This is a genomic window from Ruegeria sp. AN11 (assembly GCF_056536005.1).
In genome coordinates, this window is sequence record NZ_JBQFJD010000001.1 from 1,815,954 (window position 1) to 1,836,876 (window position 20,923).

The following is a 20,923-nucleotide window of genomic DNA, read 5'->3' on the forward strand; positions in this document are numbered from 1 at the left end:
GGTCGTTAAGCACGGTCACTGACCGTCCTCGCACAGAAGACGAACAGTGGCGTCGCTCGACATCTCAAAAAATTCAAAGCTTGATTTGTAACACCCGTTTCGGTCCGGCAATAGCAATTGGTAAGTTTTCACCCGAACGGCGTTACCAGAAGGCAACCAGACAAAACTTCGCCGACATTTATTGAGCTTCGATCTCCGACAATGGGAGGTTACCGTGGCCAAAGCTTTGCGCCAAAGATGCAAATCTTTGGGCGAAATGCAAAGCTTTGGGAGCACCTACAACCTGTTGTGGGTTTGCGCATATCGCCGCGCCTATGCTATTGATTTAATTCATGAAATTCAAGTGAGCTCGCCCACAACTTTGCGCGACGTTTGCGCAAAAATTTGCGCGATTTGCCCAAAAGCTTGCTCACTCACCATTTTGGTGTCGGCTTAAATCCTTCCGAAAGTCTCTTTTAGTTCTACGACTTGAGCTACATCCAACATTCGGGTTGGCATACCTCGCAGTGCCAAGAGTAACTTGGCTGTTTCTTCCAGCTCTTCTGCTGCACAGACCGCTGAGAACAGATCCTTTCCTGAAACGACGGGGCCGTGATTAGCCAACAGAACCGCACTATACTTGCCGCCCAATTCGCGGATCAAATCACCGGATTTCGGATCACCCGGCTTGACGTATGGAACCAGTTTGACCGTGCCGACGCGCATGACCACGTATGGTGTAAGCGGTGGAATACAGTCATTGGGATCGGTGTCTTCCAGGCAGGACAGAGCAGTGGCCCAGGTCGAATGCAGATGAACCACGGCGCCCGCTTCTGGCCGCGTCTCATAGAAGGCTTGGTGCAGAAAAACTTCCTTGGTCGGCTTGTCGCCGGAGACGTGGTGCCCATCCAAATCAATCTTGGCGATGCGCTCGGGATCGATATTCCCCAAGGTGGAGTTGGTTGGTGTCATGAGGATCCCGTCATCAAGACGTGCCGAGACATTGCCCGCAGTGCCGACGGAAAATCCACGCTCAAACAGCGAGGCGCATAGCTCTGACATCTGCTGCCGCAAAGCCGATTCATCCGAACTCATTTGCCTGCCTCCATCATTCTGAGCGCCTTCGCGAAAAAGTCCGGAGCGCCAAAGTTTCCAGATTTTAGAGCCAGCGCAATGGTTTCAGTTTTTCCGACGCTCAGGACAGGTACGCCCGGGTCGATCTCTGGACCAATTGACATGGCAGGAGACCCCAGTGCCTCAGATACGACCTTGGCGACAGCTCCCGACGTCTCCCCTCCGGCAACGACAAGGCGCTTATAGCCCGTTTGGACAAGTTCCCGGGTAGTTTCAGCAAAGAGATTGTCCAGCTTTTCCGCCACAGTTTCCTGTCCGAATTGACTTTGGATCGCGCGCACCTCTTCCGGGCTTCCTGATGAGTAAGCGAGGGGGGCCTCACCTGAATGCTTTTCAAAGAAATCCAGAAGCGTTTGCTTAGTCACATCCCCGGACATGACACCCGGAACATTGATGGCGAACGTCGGATTGGATTCCGCATGAACATCGATCTGTCCGCGGGTCGCACCTGAACATGATCCTGCAAGGATGGCGGCGGGTCCAGCGATACCTGTGAACACACTACCACCTCTTTTGGACGACGCTCTTCTGACGAAGTTTCTGGGTAGACCCAATGCTATCCCGGATCCCCCGGTAATGAGCTGGGCATCCTTCAGAGCCTCACCCCAGGCCAGCAAATCCTCGTCCGAGATCGCATCACCGATTACAAAGCGTTCGTTTGCGTTCTGCAAAGCATCAGCAATCGCCTCTAGCCCTTGCTTCACGGTGTCAACTGGCACTAACCCAACCGCTTCTTCGGTCTGATGCTGCAACCAACGCCTGATGTTGGCATCCGTCATCGGAGTAAGAGGGTGATTTTCCATCCCAGACTCGTTCAACGGCTTGCCAAGCACAAAAAGATGGCCCTGATAAACCGTACGCCCCGTGGTGGGAAAGGCCGGACAGAAAACCACCTTTTGCGCACTCAGTTCATTAGCCAACGCTTCCGCAACGGGGCCGATGTTTCCTTCTTTAGTGGAATCGAATGTGGAGCAATACTTAAAGATGAACTGCTCGCATCCTTGATCTTTAAGCCACCGCAGAGCGCGCAAGCTGTCCGCTACCGCTTCCTCAGTCGGTGCGGTGCGGCTCTTGAGTGAGATCACACCCGCTTCGATCTCCTCGTCGGCTGGGGTCGTTGGAATACCCGGGAACTGAGCCGTTCGTAATCCACCTTCCGGCTCAACGCCCTTGGCCAAGGTGTTCGCAATATCACTCGCACCAGTGAAGTCGTCTGCAATGACACCGATTTTCATAATTCAATGTCCCTCGTCGGTCCTGGATCCAACCTATGGATATGTGGTGCCGCACCGACGGGAAAAATCTCACGCACAAGTGGATCATGGCCGGGCACGATAAGTCGAGGATGCGAGGCCAACCTCTCCAGGGTCTTGAAACCATCCATCATTTCCTGCAAATCGACGACGATGGGAAAGGCTTTGCGTGCCATGAAATTCTCGTAGTAATGCGAGGCATCAGAGGCGAGCACCATCCACCCGGCTGCCGTTCTTACGCGAACACATTGCAACCCGCGCGAATGCCCACCGATGCAGTGTACCGTAACCCCATCTGCAATCTCGGCTTCTCCGTCGTAGAATATGACCTGGCCTGAATAGAGACGCTTTACGACCTCGCAGACATGGTCAGCCGTGAAAGGCGCACGCAGGTGATCATGGCACATGCAGGGACCTGTAGCGAAGGCCATTTCCGCCGACTGCATGTGCAACTTCGCGTTAGGGAACATATGCACCCCCCCTGCGTGGTCATAATGAAGGTGGGTCACGATGACCTCAGTCACCGCTTCCGGCGCGATGCCTAGAGGCCGCAAAGCCTCGCGAGGGTCCATCGCGATGGGACGACCACGGGCGGCAGCCTCATCGGAGTCGTAGCCAGTATCGACCAGAATGACTTTTTTGCCGCGTTTGAGCACCCAAACGAAGTAATCCATCGCATGAGGCGCGTTGTGATTGTCATCGATGATGAAACTATCAGCTCGCGTCCGGGCATTTCGATCCGCGTATTTCACGGCGTGAATTTCCCAATCGTTCATCGGATGACCTCGGAATACTGGTGAACTACCTTGGTGGCGATCATATAAGCCACTGCCGCATCAAAGGATTGAAAATGCGCGCTTTCTAGGTGGGCAGAGAACGCCACGCTGTCATCATAAACCTCATAGAGAAAAACTGTCTCGGGATCGTCGCCGAGGCAAACGTCAAACTGATGGCATCCGGGTTCTTCACGCAAAGAAATTGAAGCGTTTTCGACCATCAGCGGCAAGAAAGCTGCTCTCGTACCGGGTTTGAGAGTGAAGGTGACAGTAACCGCAAACATCAGACAGAAATTCCTTTTAGGCGTGAGTAAGCGCGCTTTGCGACGGGCAGTTGGCTGAGGATCAGACCAATGTTGAGCACCAGCAGAATGGCCGCACCGGGTCGTGAAAAGAAGACCGAAAGATCCCCGTCCGACAAGAACAGCGACCGGCGGAAGGTTTCATCGAACAGACTGCCCAGAATAACCCCGATAACCAAAGGCGCGATTGGGTATTTCATCAGGTTCATGAAATAGGCAACTGCGCCGACGCCAAGCATCAGATAAAGATCATTGATGCCCCCACCAACGCTGAAAGACCCAATTGTTGTCAGAACCATAACGACGGGCAAAAAGATGGTCTGCGGGATGGCAAGTATTTTGATAAATACCCGAGCGGTGAAAAGCCCCATCAGGAACATCGTCAGCGAGGCCAACACCAGGATTGCAACCACGCGCAGAATGATTTCGGGGTCTATCGTCGGGCCCGGGATCACGTTGTTGATCTTGAAGGCCCCCATCAAAGCGGCGGCGGGTGGTGAACCGGGAATGCCCAACACCAACAGCGGGATCAGCGCGCCGCCAATACAGGCGTTGTTTGCAGTCTCAGAGCACAACAGACCTTCCAAGGAGCCTTTTCCGTACTTGTCGCCCTCGGTAGATAAGGTCTTGCCAACACCGTAGCTGACCCAACCGGCTACATCTTCGCCTACTCCGGGAAGTGCTCCGACCCCTGTCCCAATCACGCCTGACCGGCCAATGGTGGGCAGGTAGCGTCGAATTGAGCGAAGGTTCGGAAGGATACGACCTTTCAGGGCCAGAACTTTCCCGGCCTCAACGTGCGTCAAACCGTCAATGATTTGGGGGATCGCAAAGGCCCCCATCAAAACCGGCACGACCTGAAACCCGCTCAACAGGTAAGACCAGCCGAAAGTATAGCGCGGTTCAGACAACAAAGGGTCGAGTCCCACCATGGACATCGCAAGCCCGATCAGACCGGCGATCCATCCCTTAATCACCAGGTCTTCGCTCATCAAAGTGCCAGAAAGCAGAATGCCGAAGAGGGCCAGCAATGCTTTCTCCGGGCTTGCGATGTTCTTTGAAACCAAAAGCAGCGCCCAGACGAAAATCAAAAGTGTGATGGTCCCGATAACTGTGCCAATGAAACTGGCCGTCGTGGTCAGCCCAAGTGCTTCGCCCCCTCGGCCCGCTTTGGCCAGAGGGTAACCATCCATGGCTGTTGCCGCGCTGGCTGCCGTGCCCGGAATGTTCAGCAAAATAGACGGGTAAGAGCCGCCGTAAATCGCGCCGACATAGGCCCCGAGCAAAGCGATGAGCGAATAGTCGAGCGGGATTTTGTTGCCGAAGAAGCCCGTCAGGATCGTCACGGCCAGGGTTGCCGTAAGGCCGGGCAATGCGCCGAACGTGATGCCCAGGAATACGGATGCAATCAAATACAGATAGGTCAGCGGGTCCACTGCCAGGCCCACGAATGCAGTCCCAAATCCAGCCAGTTGCGAAAGAATAAAGTCCATCCGGTCAGTCTTTCCATGGCGGACGAAGCGTCACGTAGTAGTGGTATTCGATTTGCTTGAAGATCAGCCCGCCGCGCGCGGGCACGTTCTGCCGGAAAATAAAGGCCATCGCACATACGAGGATGAGCGGGGCAAGTATTGCCACCAATGGAACGAACCGCAAAACCCGTTCGGAAGTCGCTTTGGTCAACACCACTAGTGTTAACGCGACCCACAAGGCCAGAGTGAACCAATCATCACCGTGTGCATTCCAATCCGCCTGAGCAGGAAACACGGCGAACGCAAACAAACCGGTGACGACAACTGCGACACAGGCCACCAAAGCACGCCGCGCATGACCTCCGTAGTAGCCGTAAGTCAAAGCTGTAATCAGCAACCCAGAACACAGAATGAAGTCCACTCTGGGGACTAGTCCGACGACATATGCAAGAAGGATCAGGCCGATTGTTGATGCTCGATAGGCTTCCGACTTATCCCATCCGATCCCCAAAGCACTGAGCGCGTTTTGGGCTCCACCTGAACGGATCGAAATAGCCAGCAAGACGAGGGACAAAACAAGTAATCCACCGAAGATGAACAGCGGTACAATTGCAGCCGAGTTGTACCAATCAGATCCACTTACACCTGCGCGGTTTTCACCCCAAAGCGGGATGTCCGACGTCTTCCAAAGGAAAAAGGTGGAAATTGCTATCAGACCAATCGATGCCCAGAAATCGCGCGCCCGCATGATCAGTGTATCGTCAGGTTTGTCCATTGCCTGCCTCTTGTCGGAAAGGGCGCGATCAGGCGCGCCCTTTCAAAAGTGATCGGATTATGGCTTCTCGATACCCAGCGACGCCGGATCGACGGTCGCTGCGCCCAGATCTTGCAAGGTATAGGCAAAGGTAGCTTCGAGGTTCGCAAACAGCTCTTGAGCTTCTTCGCCGTGTTGACCACCGACATCATAATTGTTTGCAGAGGCCCATTCAGCCACGGTGTCGGAGGCAATCGCTTGCTCGAAGGCATCACCAAGCGCGGCCTTTACGTCGTCCCCGGCTGAACTGTGAACTGCAAACCCGATGGCCTGTTTGAGCGGCAAATACTGATCGAGACCGTCATAAATACCAAAGGCAGAAGGCACTGTTGCCCCTGCAATCTGCGCATCTTCGGGCGTCAACATCGCAAGCGGTTTAAGTTGACCGCCTTCGATCAACGGGGCCTGTTCAGCTAGAGAAGTCACAACCAACGCAACTTCACCCGCTATCGCTGCTTCCTGCCCTGGCGCTGAGCCTTTGTATGGAACAAACTTGAATTCTGCACCGGACCCTTTTTCGATGGCCAGAAGGTTCAAGTGGTGGATCGAACCTGCGCCGGAAGCCGCCGCTGGAATAGTGCCAGGAGCGGCTTTCGCAGCGTCGACCAGTTCTTCCAGAGTATTGTAAGGACTGTCCGCCGGAACCGAGATCAGATCAGGTGATCCGCCAACAATGAACGGATACCAGAAGTCAAATTTCTTATCCCAACCACCCTGCACAGCAGCGGTGACGTTCGATTCAGACAAACCGACGAGTGTATAGCCATCGTCTGGTTGGTTCATCACGTAGACCATCCCGTTGGAGCCTGCGACACCACCTGTTTGGTTGATCACATTGATCGAGACCGGAAGGTGTTTTTCCATCTCGGCCATGATCATTCGGTTGATCGTGTCCGTTCCGCCACCGGCCCCCCAGACCACGGCTGTGGTGATATCTCGATAGGGGTAATCCTGCGCAGCAGCTGCGCCTGCAATACCGGTCGCCATCACAGCCGCGGCCGCCAACTGCCCTAGCTTTAGTTTCATTTCCAAGTCCTCCCAAACATCTTTGCGTTTATTATTGCATTTATTTGCGTATACATTAAAGAATGCGTTGTCAACGGACTGTAGTGAGATCTGCAATCGCGCTATGAATACGAAACGGGAAGGAAGCGGGCTAAGATGAAAAAGAATTATGATGTGGCAGTGTTCCACGGCGACGGAATCGGCCCTGAAATTATGGCCCCTACTCTTGAAATTCTGCGCCGGCTCTCAAGCAACAATCCCAGCTACGAATTGGTGTTTACGGACGCGCCGGCAGGCGCATCCCACTACGCAAAAACTGGAGAATCGTTTCCTACCGGGTCACTCGAAACTGCACGCAACGCCGACGCGATTCTGCTCTCTGCAATGGGTTTGCCGGATGTTCGCTACCCTGACGGAACCGAGATTTCACCGCAGATCGATCTGCGAAAGCAACTGGGACTTTTTGCAGGTGTGCGACCGGTGAAGGTATGCAGCGGACAAATGACCCCCTTGGCGCTGCCCCCCGGAAAAGAGATCGACTTTGTCTTGATACGCGAAAGCACAGAAGGACTGTTCTTCACCCAAGGCGCTGGCGAAGTTACTGAACACGAAGCACGTGAAACTTTGCTGATCACTCGTGAGGTGTCCGAAAAACTGTTCCGTTTCGCGTTTGAACTCGCCCAGAACCGCAAAAGAACCGGGCGCGGCCGGGGTCGAGTTACATGTGTCGACAAAGCCAATGTATTCCGCGCCTTTGCATTCTTCAGATCGATGTTTGATGCAGAAGCCGCCCACCATCCCGATTTGCAGGCAGACCATGCTTATGTTGATGCCACCGCACTGTGGATGGTCCAAAAACCTTGGGAGTTCGATGTCTTGGTGACCGAGAACATGTTCGGAGACATCCTCTCCGACCTTGGTGCAGGTCTTATGGGCGGTCTTGGACTGGCTCCATCAGCGGATATCGGGTTGAATCACGCTGTATTCCAACCCTGCCATGGTTCCGCTCCAGACATCGCAGGACAGGGTATTGCCAACCCTTTTGCGATGATCCTGTCCGCAGCAATGATGCTTGAATGGTTGGGTTTGACCCATGATCACCCAGGCCTGTCCAATGACGGCGAACGATTGCGTGAAGCCGTGGAAAAGGTGATTGCGAACGGAAAGAACCTAACGCGTGACCTAGGTGGCTCCGCCGGAACGCAGGATGCAGCCGCGTCGGTATTGGAAGCATTGTGGGCATGAACACTCGACAAACCATCAGAGTCGCGTGTGTGGGTGCGGGGTATTTCAGCAGGTTCCACTACGAAAGCTGGTCCCGAATGCCCGGAGCGGTTCCGGTTGCATCCTGCAACCGTGATATAGGCAAAGCGAAAGAAACAGGACTGGCCGCTTACGATGATCTGTCAAAAATGCTGGAGGCGGAAAAACCAGATCTCGTGGACATCATTCTTCCACCTGTGGCGCAAGCCGACGCCATTCGAACTGCGCTGCATTCGGGCATAATGTGGCTGATCTGCCAAAAACCTTTCTGCATGTCATTGGATGAAGCTAAGAAGATCGTCTCAGAGGCTGAAGTGGTTGGTGCAACTATTGTTGTACACGAGAACTTTCGCTTTCAGCCTTGGTATCGTGCAATCAAGGTGGCTATGACCGAGGGTCGAATTGGCACACCTCTACAAGCGACTTTCCGGCTTCGGCCCGGCGACGGCCAGGGACCGCGCGCCTACCTTGACCGGCAGCCGTACTTTCAGGACATGCCACGTTTTCTGGTACATGAAACTGCTGTTCACTGGGTAGACACATTCCGATTTTTGTTCGATGCGCCCAGCGCAGTTTATGCAGACTTGCGCCAAGTTAACCCCGTTATCTCGGGCGAGGATGCAGGTTACATCCTGTTTGACCACCCCAACGGTTTGAAAGCTCTGTTCGATGGCAACAGATGCCTTGACCACCGCGCCAAAAACCCGCGTCAGACCATGGGCGAAGCTCTCATCGAAGGAACAGAAGGATCACTGGTTCTTTACGGCGACGGTTCAGTAGAATTCCGCGGTTTTGGAAAACAGGAGCGACAGCAGATTTTGCCTCCAAGCGATCATGATGGATTTGGAGGAGACTGCGTCCACGCCTTGCAAACTCACGTCATTTCGGGCCTTCTACGGGGCACGCCGCTGGAAAACACGGCCCGAGATTATTTGGATGTGATCCGCATTGAAGATAATATCTATCTCTCAGCTGCGGAGGGACGAAAGATCAACCTGGAGACGCCGTGAAGGATCAGGACGCAAAAACTCTTTCCAATACACAACGCGCTGTTAGGGATTTGCGGCGGATGATCCTGTCTGGCGAACTTGCGGCCGGAACTGACCATCTGGAGTCAGAACTCGCCGAGACCCTTGGCATGTCCCGCACCCCGATACGGGAAGCTGCGCTGATGTTGGAAAGCAAGGGATTGCTGGAAATGCGACCCCGCAAGGGCGTGCGGATACTGCCCGTTTCATCAGATGATATGCGTGAAATTTACGACATATTGACGGAACTCGAGAGCCTCGCAGCACAGCGCGCTGCCGAAGCGGGTTATTCAGAAGATGAACTGACAGTACTTGCCGGATCAATTGCAAAGATGGACCAAGCCATCGAGGCCGAAGACCTTGAAGCCTGGGCCGAGGCCGACGAGTTGTTTCATCAGGAGCTTGTTAGGTTGGGCGGCAACAAACGGGTCGAAGCGATTGTCGCCATGATGAGCGACCAGGTACGCCGCGCGCGCGCAACGACGTTGTTCATCAGGCCCCTGCCCGTCAAATCCAATGAAGATCACCGGGTTGTTTTTCAAGCGATTAGTGAAGGTCGTCCAGATACCGCCCGTGAACGTCATCGAGAACACAGGCTGCAAGCACAGGCTATGCTTTGCGGGATACTTGAAAAGCATCGGCTTAACAGCCTCTGATCTTCTCACATCCGGTCATAAATCAACTAAAATAGATGCTTGTTTTAGGCACCGAAGGCGCTCCGAATACCTGCCTAACACGGCAGTCCATCGTTAAGTCCGGCAGTTCTGACTTACTTTTTTCAGGTCACTCAACCAATCACTGCATCGACGGGGTTGCAATAGTACGATTTCGGATTAATTTAGTTCGATATCGTACTATTGGAGAGTCAAGATGCCAAATCGAAGACGTTTTCTAAAGATTCTAGGCGGAGGCACAATACTGGCGGCAACCGGCGCGGTTGCGTTTCTCGCTACACGCACGCCGCATGACGCGCTGGCTCCGTGGACGCCAAAACCGTATGGGGTATGGGCCTGAACCAATTGCCACGCCCCGCTGGACTCTAGAGACACGAATTCTGAATGAAGCCTGAAGATGAGACCAACGAAGTCTACCGGTTCTTCACCGAGGTCGGGATCATCAATCAGTTGATCTCGACCAAGCTAGAAGCGTTCTTACCTGGCAGAATGACCGCAACCCAATTTGGCATATTGGGCCACCTGGTCCGGCGCCCCGACGGAGAAACTCCGCTACAGCTATCGAACGCGTTTCAAGTGCCCAAGACGTCGATGACGCACATGCTCTCCAGCCTTGAAAATCATGCCCTAATTACCCTTGAAGCCAACCCCAATGACAAGCGTTCGAAAATTGCCCGGTCCACGCCGCAAGGCGCGGAGTTTTTGAGTGCTTGTATGGAACAGATGTCAAAAGCGCTTGGTCCAGTATTGTCCGAACTCGGGTTCGATCCATTTCACAATTCGCTGCCGAATCTGACGCTCATACGCAAAGTTTTGGACAGCGAACGGGACTAAGAAATACCAACGCCAACCAGAATACGAAGCCAAATTGTTAGAACATCATGCAATCTCCGCCCGGGGGAAGCGGCGGTGATCCTTCAGGCAAGGTGGGCGTGTAGTCAAATGTCACAATCTTTGCGCCACCGTCGAATGCCACGAACAATTGGTTTGATCCTGGCCTGATGGCGATGCCTTCCGGGTCGGTTCCAAACTCCAACAAGCTTTGCTGGGCGAGTAGTTGGCCGTCTGCCGTGAACTCATACAAGCTGTTTGACCCTTCCCAATCATCAACAATCAACATGTGACCGGTACGCGGATCAATCGCGATTCCTTGCGCCTCACTCAACGGAGGAGAAAGCTTCATGGTATCCAACCTTGCCGTCAAAGCACCCTCTGAAGTGAACCAAGATAATCGTTCAGGGTCATCTTCCACGGTCACAATCTGCCCTTTGGCATTGATCGCGATCCCTTCAGTATCCGCAAACCCACCTTCAAGTTCAAAGGGTGTTCCTAAAGCGGTTCCTTCCTTGGTGACACGTTGGAGTCTTCCAAGACCGTCGCCAACCAACAAGTGATCCCCTTCGATAGCAATTGCTTTGATCCGGAAGAGATCACTGGATATTCGGCGCAATTGATCCCCTTGCAACGTAACGAGAATTGCCTCGGGTCCCTCGTTCGCAATCCACAGCCCGCAAAACGTTGGATCGTAGTCAAGACTTGCGGGTTGATTGAGCTCGTAGTGCCCTGTTTCGCGAAGATGCAATGCTGTGGCCGGGGTAGACACAGCAAAGATCAACAAGGCTATGGTTCTTGCAATCAATCTAGATGCTCCTAGAAACTGCAATGCAAAGGTGTATCGGTGTCGCGAAGATTCAATGCAAAGAACGCGTGATCTCCTAACGACAATGCGCATCAATTTGCCTGATCAGAGAGACTGAGAACACGAAAAATCTGCACGGGGTTACCGATCCCCTTCAGCTCTCTTTCTTCCAGTTCTTCTGTCTCCACATAATCTTCTATGTCTAATAGCGCCCGTTGGTTCAAAAGGATCTGCCCGTCGCTGGCAAAATCGCAAAGCCTCGATGCAGTGATCACCACGCCGCCGATAGCGGTATAGTCGGCCCGACCATGAAACCCGATAAGCCCAAGGGTTGCGTAACCGCTGCTGATCCCGATACCCAAACCCATCGCATGCCCAAGCCTCAGCCAGGGTGCTCGAATTCTGTCAAAGGCTTCGCTTATTGCTTTAGCCAACCGCACGGCTTGCAGGACGGGTTGCTCGCAGGGAACCGGATCATTGAAGAAGACCATCAAACCATCTCCAGCTCGGTATCCAATCGTCCCCTTGTGTTGGGCAACTAACTGACCGACGTCATCGTGGAATTGCTGGAGAAGGGTAATGACATCTTCCGGCTCAATCGCCTCGGAAATGGCGGTGAAATTCCGGATGTCGCAGAATAGGCAAGAGATGTATTGACGATGGGTCCTAAGAAGCTCGTCAGAGTTTTCTTCTACGACAAGCTCCGCCACCTGAGGAGCAAGGAATTGTTTAAGTCGCCCTAGCCTGTCAATCTCGCCTTCCTGGCGCTTCACCTTCTCTGTCAGCCTTTCGTTCAAAGCCTCTATTTCACGCGTCTGGTTACGAACCGTGTGGTTTAACGCGTCGAGAATGAAGTTTTGGTTTAGCAAAGCCGCAATCACCAAAAGCACATAGGCGAGCGCTTCTACGCGTTCGTCATAGCCAAAATACAGTGTGATAATCAGTATAGCGGCAGCAATTCCACCAAGGACGAGTGGAAGCTCTTTGGCATGCCGTTTCCGGTCTCTCCACAAGAAACTGACCGCCAACAAAGCAAACACCCACATGAGCACGGCTTGCGCATGTGGATTTATTGAAAGCGCTTCATAGCCAACCAAATAAGTCAACAGAATTCCAGAATAGCATGTGGCCAAAGAGGCAAGTGCAGCCAAAACTGCTCCGATCCCTATTGGCATCGAAATTCTGAATTCCTCCGTTGCCACGCCGATACCATCGGCTACAGCACGCGACGAATGTTCCGCGGCGGAGTCACTTCTGTTCTCGGGATCAGACATGGTCCTCGTTTGCGCTTGGCCGCTGCCAGAGTACGTTTGAAATGATGTTGCGTCAAAACCGCCAGCCCCTAATTGGACGGTCGAGGTTTTTTGCGAAATCATCACCCTCAGACAAGACAACCTCAAGTTTCACATTGGCTGGCAACAGAGGTAAAATTAGGAACCTGACCTTCAGTAGAAACCAATCTCGCTTACATCTACGCGGGCCTCGTGATCGCGCCCGAAGGCTACAACTCCAACTGAAGTGATTGCGTCTGCAACGGGAATAGCGCGTAACATGGCACCTGATGCCTTGAAGCCTGACAGAGGTAAAGAGACTTCGGTCCATTCGTCAGAAGTTGCGAACTCGGCCTGATAGTATTGCCACGGAAGCACCGTGCCACGTGTTCTGAGGTGAACAAAGTACAGCTCGCCGTTCCCCCGTACCAACAGCCTGACGCCTGATACACTTGCATCTGGCCTGTCAGTCAACTTGCGTCGGAACTGGATGAAGCCGCCGTTGTTTTCTGTACTGACGGTTCCGGTCAACCGTGCGAATGCAACATCACCTTCCGAACTAAACTGCACCTGACCTGAAGAAACTCCTCCCATGACGGTGTCGGCAACGAAGTCCCAACGCTTCTCCGGAGACTTAGAGAAGTCTTCGGCAAGATTTCCATCAGCCTGTGCCATTGTAAATCCGATGATAACAAGACCTGAAACGAGCCCAGCGAAGTTTCCACGCATATCGTTCTTTCTCAGTTCAGTATTGTAATAGAAAGGTTCAAGACAGTGGCAAATGCGACCCATGCAAAGTACGGCAGGAAGGCTAGTGCAGAAATCCGATCCGAATTCCTGACCTTAACGATGAACACAACGATGACAGCCAACAACGCGACAATGACCAAAAAGGCAAACCACGGCAGTTGCAGTACGAAAAAGGTCGGGGACCACAAAAAGTTCAGACCCATCTGTGCCCACCACAGCTTCATGGCGGTCGAGCTTCGGTCTGTTTCAAACTGGCGCCAACCCGCCATAGCGATCAAGACATAAAGCACCGTCCAAACCGGCCCAAAAATCCAATTTGGTGGATTGAAAGCCGGTTTAGAAAGCTGTGCATACCAATCGCCGGGTGCAGTCAGTGTCCCGATCAGGATGCCGCCTCCCACCATCAGCGCAAGGAATGCTATGCGGATCAACCAATTCGACATTGTTGGATAGCTTTTAGCAGTCCTTGGTCGTCACGTTCACAAGTGCTTCGGAAGAGAAGGTCGCAGTATTAGTCTCATCCGCATCGGTATATGACACCGTGGCGCCTGCGATCTCCGACCCTGTTACGGTGATTTCGCGTTGCCCGATAGTGTCATCGACATCGATGGTAAAGGCGAGATTGTCCCCGACTCCGAGGGAGGCGATCTCAAGCTCAATTGTATCTTGCCCATCCACGACCGCTGGAATTTGACGCAGAGCATCCGCACCCTCAACGAATTCGAGAGGTTGGAATACCTCCACGCCCGCACCCTTTTGGGTAACGTCGAAAATCAGACGCCCGGCAGATTGCGACAAGTCAATTTTGACGGTCGAGGCTTCTACTTCGCAAGCTCCGACATTTTTCAAAACAAAACGGTCTTTGGGTGCGCCTTCTATAAAGCGAATTTGTACACCAGCCTGAAGCGAAGTAGCTGCAAATAATCCAAGGGTCGCCGCAAGAATACTCTTCGGGAGCATATTTATCTCCTTCCTTATTGGTTCTTGATAGATACGCTTCGGCGGATTTCTTGGATCAGACTTATGCCCCTTGACTATGGTGGTTTGGCCGACAGGGCCTTTCGAAGTTCCATGCACCGCTGTCAGAATGGATAAGTCAAAACATGCCGTTTTCGTTCTCGCTGTTTGCCGGAACCTCCTGAAGAACGTCCCAGTGCTCGACAACCTTCCCATCGACATCCAGGCGAAAAATATCGATCCCTGCGTACTCGAGACCATCGGGCCAGATTTGGTGGCAATGCAGAATAACGTGGTCGTCTTCAGCAAAGGCACGTTTGATATCCACACGCTTTCCCGGGTATTCAGCAGCCATGCGCTCGAAGTACTCGACAAAGGCTTGCTTGCCGTCGCCAACATGCGGGTTGTGCTGCGTATAGGTATCACCAACAAAGGTTGCTATGGCCTCGGCAGGTCGACACTCGTTGAACATCATTTCGTAGAAAGCAATGACGTTTTTTTTGTTTGTTCCGAGGTCCGGCATGCTGATCTCCAAATCGACGTTTGTACCGCCCAAAAACGTTGGTCCGCATAATTCTTGGAAACAACCTGGCAAAGATCTCGACCACTAACTGGCAAGAAGCTACGCGCTTGATTTTGCGTTCCGACTATTTCGAGGGTTTGTCCCTTACTCGATTTCTTCGAAGTCTATATGAATATGATTTCCATCAGGATCGGCCACATGGATTTGGACCATTCGAGCGCCCGGGACGTCAGTTTTGCGGTACTTGATCTGACTCGAGCTCAGTTTTTCTTCGAATGCGCTCAAGCCCGTGGCTGAGAGCGCAAAATGCTCGAGCTTGAGCTTCACTTCGGAGCCGACGTTAGGTGTTCCTTCGTGACCCACAAGGTGGACCACGGCGTCATCACCCGCATACAACCAAGCTCCGGGAAACGGAAAATCAGGGCGGGCCCCGAGTTTTAAACCCAGGACCTCTTCATACCAAGTAACCATCTCAGGCAACCTTGTGGTCACGATATTCACATGATCCAGTCGCTCAATTCTCATCTAAAAACCCTCAAGCACGAGCTTTCCTTTGGCCTTGCCGCTTTCGAGGATAGCATGCGCTTTTATTAAGTTTGTAGCATTGATCCTACCAAGTGTTTCGGTCGCTGTAGATCTGATCCCTCCATCATCTATCAACGCGGCGACCTGATTCAGGATTTCGCTTTGACGGTTCATTTCGCCAGTCCCAAAAAGCGACCGAGTGTACATGAACTCCCAATGCAATGAGATCGATTTGGGTTTGAACGGCGCGATGTCGAAGGTTTCAGGATCATCAATCAACCCAAAGCGACCTTGAGGTGTCATCACCTCTCCAGCTTGAGACGCATAAAGCTGGGAATGGTTTGTTGAATAGACGAAATCCACATTTTCGATACCCAGAGCCTCGAGTTGTGTGCCAAAATGTTCTGCGTGGTTGATGACGTGGTGTGCGCCCAGCCCTCGAACCCAGTCTTGTGTCTCGGGTCGGGACGCCGTCGCTATCACTGTCAAGTCAGTGAGAGCCCGCGCCAATTGAATGGTGATTGACCCGACACCGCCTGCGCCACCAATAACCAGCAACGTATTGGTTCCGCCGGAAACGGCATCTTGGACTCGCAAGCGGTCGAACAGCATCTCAAAGGCAGTAAGCGTCGTTAGCGGCATCGCCGCAGCCGCTTTCGCCGGTATGGATTTTGGCGCGGCTCCGACAATACGTTCATCCACCAGATGAAACTCGGCATTGGTTCCCGGTCGGTCTATTGCCCCGGCATACCAAACTGCATCTCCCGGACGGAAAGTCTCAACCGTTTCGCCAACTGCTTCGACGATGCCTACTGCGTCCCACCCCAAAATATCAGGTGCTGGACCTACAGGAGCACGTTTTTGCCGAATTTTCGTATCGACCGGGTTCACTGAAACGGCCTGCACTTTCACCAACAAGTCATGCCCCTTCGGCGTCGGTTTGTCGGCCTCGAAGTCGATTAAGGCGTCCGCCCGATCAATCGACCCTGTCTCACGGTATCCCACGGCTTTCATAAAGTGCTCCTTTGTTCGGTTTTGTATCAACCGATGACTGTCATTTCATTCAACGTGAATTCTGCAACGGCACCCTCTGTTGCTTCCAGGTAAGCCGCAAGGTGCTGAGCACCCATGTGGGTTTGCCAAAGCTCCCGGCTTTGCCAGTTTTCGTAGAATACGAAATGGGCCGGGTTGCCGTTGTCCTGATGCAGGTCGTAGTTAATGCAACCCTCTTCGGCACGGGTTATGTCGATGAGCTTGATCAACTCACCCTTTACAAGGTCGATCTTGTCGGGGTTGGCTTTGATGTTGGCGACAATTGTCAGCTTGGCCATTGGAATAGGTCCCTTGTGTTCTTGAGCGATGCGCTAGATTTACGCCGCAGTCTTTTCGGGATAAACAGGGCGAGATCGAACATATAATCCGGAAATTCCGTTTAATGCTTTTAGACAATCTTCGCTTGTTTCTGACTATAGCCGAGAAAGGCAGTCTTGTGGCCGCAGCGCGCGCAACAGGGATGTCGAGCACGACAGTGTCCGAGCGACTCGCGGCTCTGGAGGCACACTACGGAGTGGTTTTGTTCAACCGCACCACTCGTTCTATTAGCCTGACCGAAGAAGGCCGTACACTAGCCGATGGAGCAAGAAACGTACTCAGTGAGGTTGCGGACCTGGATACGCTTGTTCGGCACGGCGCCGAAACTTTGTCTGGTCCAATTCGCATAAGCGCGCCTATCGATTTGGGGCGGAGCTTTGTTTCCGAGGTTATTGCCGAATTCACCGAAGAGAACCCTGCCGTCTCAATCGAACTGTCCCTCTCGGACGGCTACGTCGACCTTGTAGGCCGGGGTTTTGACCTCGCCGTTCGCTTCGGCAACATCACAGACAGCTCGCTCAGATTACGAAATTTAGGAAGCTACCAACGTTTCGTATGTGCCTCCCCAAGTTACCTAGCCTTATTCGGAACGCCTGAAAAACCAGAAGATCTATTGAACCACAACTGCTTGGTTATGAGGTTTGGCGACATAATCGACAACGTTTGGGAGTTTGGATCAGGACCAAATGCCCAGCGCGTATCGGTAAAAGGAAATCGAATAGTCAATGATGGTTCACTCATCCGCGAATGGGCGATTGCAGGTCATGGGGTCGTCTTGAAGTCGGAGCTGGATGTCGGCGAAGATGTTCGATCTGGCAAACTTGTTTCTGTCTTGCGCGACTTCCTCCCACCGCCGAAACCTTTGCAAATGATGTTTCCGCCGAGCCGAGCCCAACCACGTCGCATAACGGCCTTAGCTGAGCATTTGCGTCGCAAATTTGGCGTGAGTTGAGGCCGCAGGGGAAGTCACTAATCTGACAGCCGTTATGTTTGCTCAATGAATTTCAAAGTCGCGTTTGCTAGCTCTGCCCCAGCATCTTCTTGAATGAAATGCCCCGCTTTAGGCAAAACAGTATGATTTTGACCAACTGCCCCAGGGATCGACTTTTGGAACAGTTTGTCTACCCCCGCCATGACCCTGTCGTCTTCTCCAAAAACAGTCAGAAACGGGGTGTTTAGGGTCTTGAGGGTTTCCCATGCGGCTCGGTTGGCTTCAGAAGCTGGATTGTCAGGCGAGTCGGGCACCAACACTGGAAACTCGCGAGCGCCTGCCAGATAGCGCGAATCCGGAAACGGTGCGTTATAGGCTGCAACCTCTTCATCTGAAATCTTCGATGTTGTGCCGCCAAATACGATACGGCCCGAATTAAATTCAGGCACAGATTGTGAATATTCCCGCCATGAAAGAAATGCCTCACCCAAGGGCACGTCACCGGTAGGTAGGGCCGTGTTCGCCACAACCACACGAGAGAAACGCTCGGGCATACTCGCAACCAGCCGCAAGCCAATGAGTCCGCCCCAGTCCTGACACACCAATGTGATGCCAGTCAGGTCAACTTTCCGCAACCACTCGGACATCCAGTCTACATGGCGTTGGTAGGTGTAGTCGGATCGCTCGGTGGGCTTGTCCGACCGTCCAAACCCAATCAAATCAGGAGACAGTACTCGATGGCCCGCATCTTTGAATAACGGAATCATGTGCCGATACAGGAAGCACCAGGTTGGCTCTCCGTGCATCAACAATACGGGCGGTGCCTGTTCCGGTCCCTCGTCCAAATAGTGCATTCGGAGACGACCGCCTTCGGTATTATCCACATCAAGATAATTCGGGCCGAATGCGAAATCTGGCAACCCGTCAAACCGATGGTCAGGTGTTCGAAGGAACTTCATTGTGAACTCTCCAATATGCCGACGGTATTGGCCAAGCAACAGTGATCGATAAAACAAAGACGGTCCAGTACCAGCGTATGTCGACGTCAGGTTTGCATTTGTTCGCCGCCCTTCTTCTCTTTCTCGCAGCGAAAGTCCATTTGTATAGATCTCGGATTTTCTGCTCCAACAAAAGGATTGGCCTCCAAGACCTCATCTTGCCAGTTCTTCTGAGCTGAAGCAGAGTTCATTGTACGGGTCGCCGAGAAGCGGCTCAGAAGAAAAGCGCAAGTCCGGTCATTGAAACAACCAAGAAAAGGAGAGTCATGATTCCGCCCGAGCGAACGAAATCGACCACCCGATAGCCTGCTGGGCCCATGATCAACGCATTCACCTGGTGTGTGGGGATCAAAAATGAGTTGGACGTTGAAATTGCCACGGTGAGAGCAAATACGGCCGGGTTACCACCCGCCGATACGGCAATAGAAACCGCCAGCGGCACCAGCAGAACAGTTGCACCTACGTTGGACATGACCAGCGTGAACGCCGTTGCCAAAACGGCGATCCCTGCTTGCAAAGACCAGATCGGCCACCCCTTCAGGAGGGCTAACACATGCGCGGCAATCCAATCCGCAGTGCCAGTGTTCTGAACTGCTTGGCCCAACGGGATCAGCGAAGCCAGTAGAAAGACTGTGCTCCAACTTATCGACTCGTAGGCTTCGTCAATCGAGAGCACCCGGCTCAACACCATCCCAATAGCGCCGATCAACAGGCATAATGACAAGCGCAGATCAGAAAACAGAATTAAGCTCAACGCTATTAGGAAGAAAGCAAGCGCCCATCCGACCTTGTGTGGGCGTAACTCTTCTTGGGGAAAGTCCGAAGTTACGACGACAAAATCCCTGTCTGACTTCAGTCGTGTCAGACGGTCCCATTGCACGTGCACGACACACGTATCACCCGCCTGCAAAGGGACTTGCCCGATATGCGTGGCTGAATGATCTTCCGTTTCTACATGGCTCAGTGTTTCTTCGCCGCGCTGAATGGCCAACAGAGACAAACCATGTGTCTGACGGAGACGCAAATCAATCGGAGTCTGGCCGATCACTGAAGAACCGGGCGGAATAACAACCTCTGCCACCCCTGATTGGGTCGCGGCGAAATCATCTGCAAAGACATCCAGTTGGGGCAGAATCTCTAAGCCATAAGGCTCAGCGAACTGATGCTCAACCACACGGCGCAGGCCAAGCACTGCAAGCCGCGCTGGCGCTTCGATCTTGGTATCAGCCATCGGCGCGATGACCTTGTGGCCGCGATAGGATGTGCCGAGAATGTATAAATTATGGGCGACCATGACATCCGCGAGCGTTTGTCCAATCAAGATCGAACCTTCTGGAACACGTATCTCGAACATATCAGCCCTAAGCCCATAGGTGTTTTCGACGTAGGTCTGCATGGACCGGGCTGAGCTTGCGTCTTCTCCACGCTCTCGCTGCGCTGGAAGAACCCAACGACCAAAGAGCACAAAGTAAAGCACCCCTGTCAGCACCAGCATCACACCGATAGGCGTGACTGAAAACAACCCAAATGTCTCCATTTGTTGGTTAGCCGGAAGAGATGAGTTTGCCGAAACAATCAGGTCGTTCAAAAGGATGAGAGGCGACGACCCGACCAATGTGATCGTACCACCCAGAATCGCGCAAAACCCCATGGGCATAAGCAACCGACTCATCGGTATTTCTGTACGCGCTGAGATGCGGCTCACAACGGGCAGAAAAAGCGCAGCAGCTCCCACGTTCTGCATGAAAGAGCTGATCACACCAACCGTAGTTGAAATTATCGGGATTATCCGAGCCTCTGTCGTGCCTCCATTCTTGAGGATCAGGGCCGCAACCTTTGACATAAGCCCCGTCTTATCAAGCCCAGCCCCGATTACCATAACTGCGATGATGGACATCACTGCGTTCGAGGAAAAACCTTCAAAGAGCTTTGATATATTGGCAAGATTACCCAGCCCCGGGAGATAGCTCAGTGCACCAAGCAGCACCATTACAAGAATTGCTGCGACATCGATCCGTATAATCTCGGTAACAAAAAGTAAGACGGTAAAAGACAATAGACTCAGTACGGCTATCATTTCGTATGTCAGTGTCGGTAATTCCATATCGCACTCCCAACCTAACGTTACCTGACTACCAGCAAATACGAAGAACCAACTCTGCGCGTCAGATAAGGCCAAGATCCATCAGGCCGACTCACGCAGCTTGTTTTCTCGGACGTGATATCTGCTGAAACCTGGATTTCGCCAACCCAAAGAG

Annotated in this window: 23 protein-coding genes; 5 read left to right on the top strand and 18 right to left on the bottom strand. The window is 52.9% G+C overall.

The genetic code is table 11. The annotated features are described in order from the left end of the window. Window positions 1-432: 432 nt before the first annotated feature. From otnC to ACR3EQ_RS08965, 7 genes are read right to left on the bottom strand one after another with little or no spacing between them, the layout of a single operon-like run. On the bottom strand, window positions 433-1,074 hold the full coding sequence (gene otnC, locus ACR3EQ_RS08935) for a 3-oxo-tetronate 4-phosphate decarboxylase (protein ID WP_170612262.1): 642 nt from the start codon (window positions 1,072-1,074) through the stop codon (window positions 433-435). Then, entirely contained in the window at window positions 1,071-2,348 is a 1,278-nt protein-coding gene (gene otnK, locus ACR3EQ_RS08940; RefSeq protein WP_170612264.1) for a 3-oxo-tetronate kinase, read from the bottom strand. The genes otnC and otnK overlap by 4 nt, the downstream gene beginning before the upstream one ends. Then, window positions 2,345-3,142: an N-acyl homoserine lactonase family protein gene (locus ACR3EQ_RS08945; protein ID WP_170612266.1), complete on the bottom strand. Its 798-nt coding sequence runs from the start codon at window positions 3,140-3,142 to the stop codon at window positions 2,345-2,347. The genes otnK and ACR3EQ_RS08945 overlap by 4 nt, the downstream gene beginning before the upstream one ends. Then, window positions 3,139-3,426, bottom strand: coding sequence for a putative quinol monooxygenase (locus ACR3EQ_RS08950; protein WP_170612268.1), 288 nt, complete (start codon window positions 3,424-3,426; stop codon window positions 3,139-3,141). Before ACR3EQ_RS08950 ends, ACR3EQ_RS08945 begins: the two co-directional genes overlap by 4 nt. Continuing rightward, window positions 3,426-4,937: a tripartite tricarboxylate transporter permease gene (locus ACR3EQ_RS08955; RefSeq protein WP_170612270.1), complete on the bottom strand. Its 1,512-nt coding sequence runs from the start codon at window positions 4,935-4,937 to the stop codon at window positions 3,426-3,428. The genes ACR3EQ_RS08950 and ACR3EQ_RS08955 overlap by 1 nt, the downstream gene beginning before the upstream one ends. Window positions 4,938-4,941: 4 nt before the next feature. Continuing rightward, window positions 4,942-5,691: a hypothetical protein gene (locus tag ACR3EQ_RS08960; protein WP_170612272.1), complete on the bottom strand. Its 750-nt coding sequence runs from the start codon at window positions 5,689-5,691 to the stop codon at window positions 4,942-4,944. Window positions 5,692-5,748: 57 nt separating this feature from the next. After that, window positions 5,749-6,756 (bottom strand): tripartite tricarboxylate transporter substrate binding protein, encoded by a 1,008-nt coding sequence (locus ACR3EQ_RS08965; protein WP_170612274.1) that lies wholly within the window; start codon window positions 6,754-6,756, stop codon window positions 5,749-5,751. Between the two features lie 135 nt (window positions 6,757-6,891). On the opposite strand from ACR3EQ_RS08965, the gene ACR3EQ_RS08970 reads away from it, so the two are divergent. The 4 genes from ACR3EQ_RS08970 to ACR3EQ_RS08985 all read left to right on the top strand — a co-directional run bounded on the left by ACR3EQ_RS08970 (window position 6,892) and on the right by ACR3EQ_RS08985 (window position 10,534). Next, window positions 6,892-7,980, top strand: a complete 1,089-nt coding sequence (locus tag ACR3EQ_RS08970; protein ID WP_480490410.1) for an isocitrate/isopropylmalate dehydrogenase family protein — start codon at window positions 6,892-6,894, stop codon at window positions 7,978-7,980. Next, window positions 7,977-9,008 (top strand): Gfo/Idh/MocA family protein, encoded by a 1,032-nt coding sequence (locus ACR3EQ_RS08975; protein ID WP_170612278.1) that lies wholly within the window; start codon window positions 7,977-7,979, stop codon window positions 9,006-9,008. Before ACR3EQ_RS08970 ends, ACR3EQ_RS08975 begins: the two co-directional genes overlap by 4 nt. After that, window positions 9,005-9,682, top strand: coding sequence for a GntR family transcriptional regulator (locus ACR3EQ_RS08980; protein ID WP_170612280.1), 678 nt, complete (start codon window positions 9,005-9,007; stop codon window positions 9,680-9,682). Before ACR3EQ_RS08975 ends, ACR3EQ_RS08980 begins: the two co-directional genes overlap by 4 nt. A gap of 402 nt (window positions 9,683-10,084) precedes the next feature. Continuing rightward, the gene (locus ACR3EQ_RS08985; RefSeq protein ID WP_480442107.1) at window positions 10,085-10,534 is read left to right on the top strand and encodes a MarR family winged helix-turn-helix transcriptional regulator; all 450 of its coding nucleotides are present in this window, start codon (window positions 10,085-10,087) and stop codon (window positions 10,532-10,534) included. A 37-nt stretch (window positions 10,535-10,571) separates the two neighbouring features. Here ACR3EQ_RS08985 and ACR3EQ_RS08990 read toward each other — a convergent pair whose 3' ends face one another. From ACR3EQ_RS08990 to ACR3EQ_RS09030, 9 genes are all read right to left on the bottom strand, one after another. Further along, entirely contained in the window at window positions 10,572-11,339 is a 768-nt protein-coding gene (locus ACR3EQ_RS08990; protein ID WP_480442109.1) for a hypothetical protein, read from the bottom strand. 92 nt (window positions 11,340-11,431) lie between these two features. Continuing rightward, window positions 11,432-12,613: an adenylate/guanylate cyclase domain-containing protein gene (locus tag ACR3EQ_RS08995; protein WP_480490412.1), complete on the bottom strand. Its 1,182-nt coding sequence runs from the start codon at window positions 12,611-12,613 to the stop codon at window positions 11,432-11,434. A 171-nt stretch (window positions 12,614-12,784) separates the two neighbouring features. Then, complete coding sequence (locus ACR3EQ_RS09000) at window positions 12,785-13,285, bottom strand: CIA30 family protein (protein ID WP_170815983.1); 501 nt, start codon at window positions 13,283-13,285, stop codon at window positions 12,785-12,787. A 65-nt stretch (window positions 13,286-13,350) separates the two neighbouring features. Beyond that, complete coding sequence (locus ACR3EQ_RS09005; protein ID WP_480490413.1) at window positions 13,351-13,803, bottom strand: TspO/MBR family protein; 453 nt, start codon at window positions 13,801-13,803, stop codon at window positions 13,351-13,353. Window positions 13,804-13,816: 13 nt separating this feature from the next. Further along, complete coding sequence (locus tag ACR3EQ_RS09010) at window positions 13,817-14,320, bottom strand: aggregation factor core (protein ID WP_170612288.1); 504 nt, start codon at window positions 14,318-14,320, stop codon at window positions 13,817-13,819. 136 nt (window positions 14,321-14,456) lie between these two features. After that, window positions 14,457-14,840 carry a nuclear transport factor 2 family protein gene (locus tag ACR3EQ_RS09015; RefSeq protein ID WP_170612290.1) on the bottom strand — a complete coding sequence of 128 codons (384 nt, stop codon included), beginning with the start codon at window positions 14,838-14,840 and terminating at the stop codon, window positions 14,457-14,459. Between the two features lie 144 nt (window positions 14,841-14,984). After that, window positions 14,985-15,365: a VOC family protein gene (locus tag ACR3EQ_RS09020; RefSeq protein ID WP_170612292.1), complete on the bottom strand. Its 381-nt coding sequence runs from the start codon at window positions 15,363-15,365 to the stop codon at window positions 14,985-14,987. Further along, window positions 15,366-16,379: a zinc-binding alcohol dehydrogenase family protein gene (locus ACR3EQ_RS09025; protein WP_480490415.1), complete on the bottom strand. Its 1,014-nt coding sequence runs from the start codon at window positions 16,377-16,379 to the stop codon at window positions 15,366-15,368. Between the two features lie 26 nt (window positions 16,380-16,405). Then, complete coding sequence (locus tag ACR3EQ_RS09030; protein ID WP_170612296.1) at window positions 16,406-16,696, bottom strand: putative quinol monooxygenase; 291 nt, start codon at window positions 16,694-16,696, stop codon at window positions 16,406-16,408. Between the two features lie 104 nt (window positions 16,697-16,800). Between ACR3EQ_RS09030 and ACR3EQ_RS09035 the strand changes: the two genes are divergently transcribed. Then, window positions 16,801-17,688: a LysR family transcriptional regulator gene (locus ACR3EQ_RS09035; protein WP_170612298.1), complete on the top strand. Its 888-nt coding sequence runs from the start codon at window positions 16,801-16,803 to the stop codon at window positions 17,686-17,688. 32 nt (window positions 17,689-17,720) lie between these two features. Here the strand turns inward: ACR3EQ_RS09035 and ACR3EQ_RS09040 are convergent, their stop codons facing one another. Beyond that, entirely contained in the window at window positions 17,721-18,626 is a 906-nt protein-coding gene (locus ACR3EQ_RS09040) for a haloalkane dehalogenase (RefSeq protein WP_170612300.1), read from the bottom strand. A 253-nt stretch (window positions 18,627-18,879) separates the two neighbouring features. Then, the gene (locus tag ACR3EQ_RS09045) at window positions 18,880-20,769 is read right to left on the bottom strand and encodes an SLC13 family permease (protein WP_170612302.1); all 1,890 of its coding nucleotides are present in this window, start codon (window positions 20,767-20,769) and stop codon (window positions 18,880-18,882) included. Window positions 20,770-20,923: the final 154 nt, after the last annotated feature.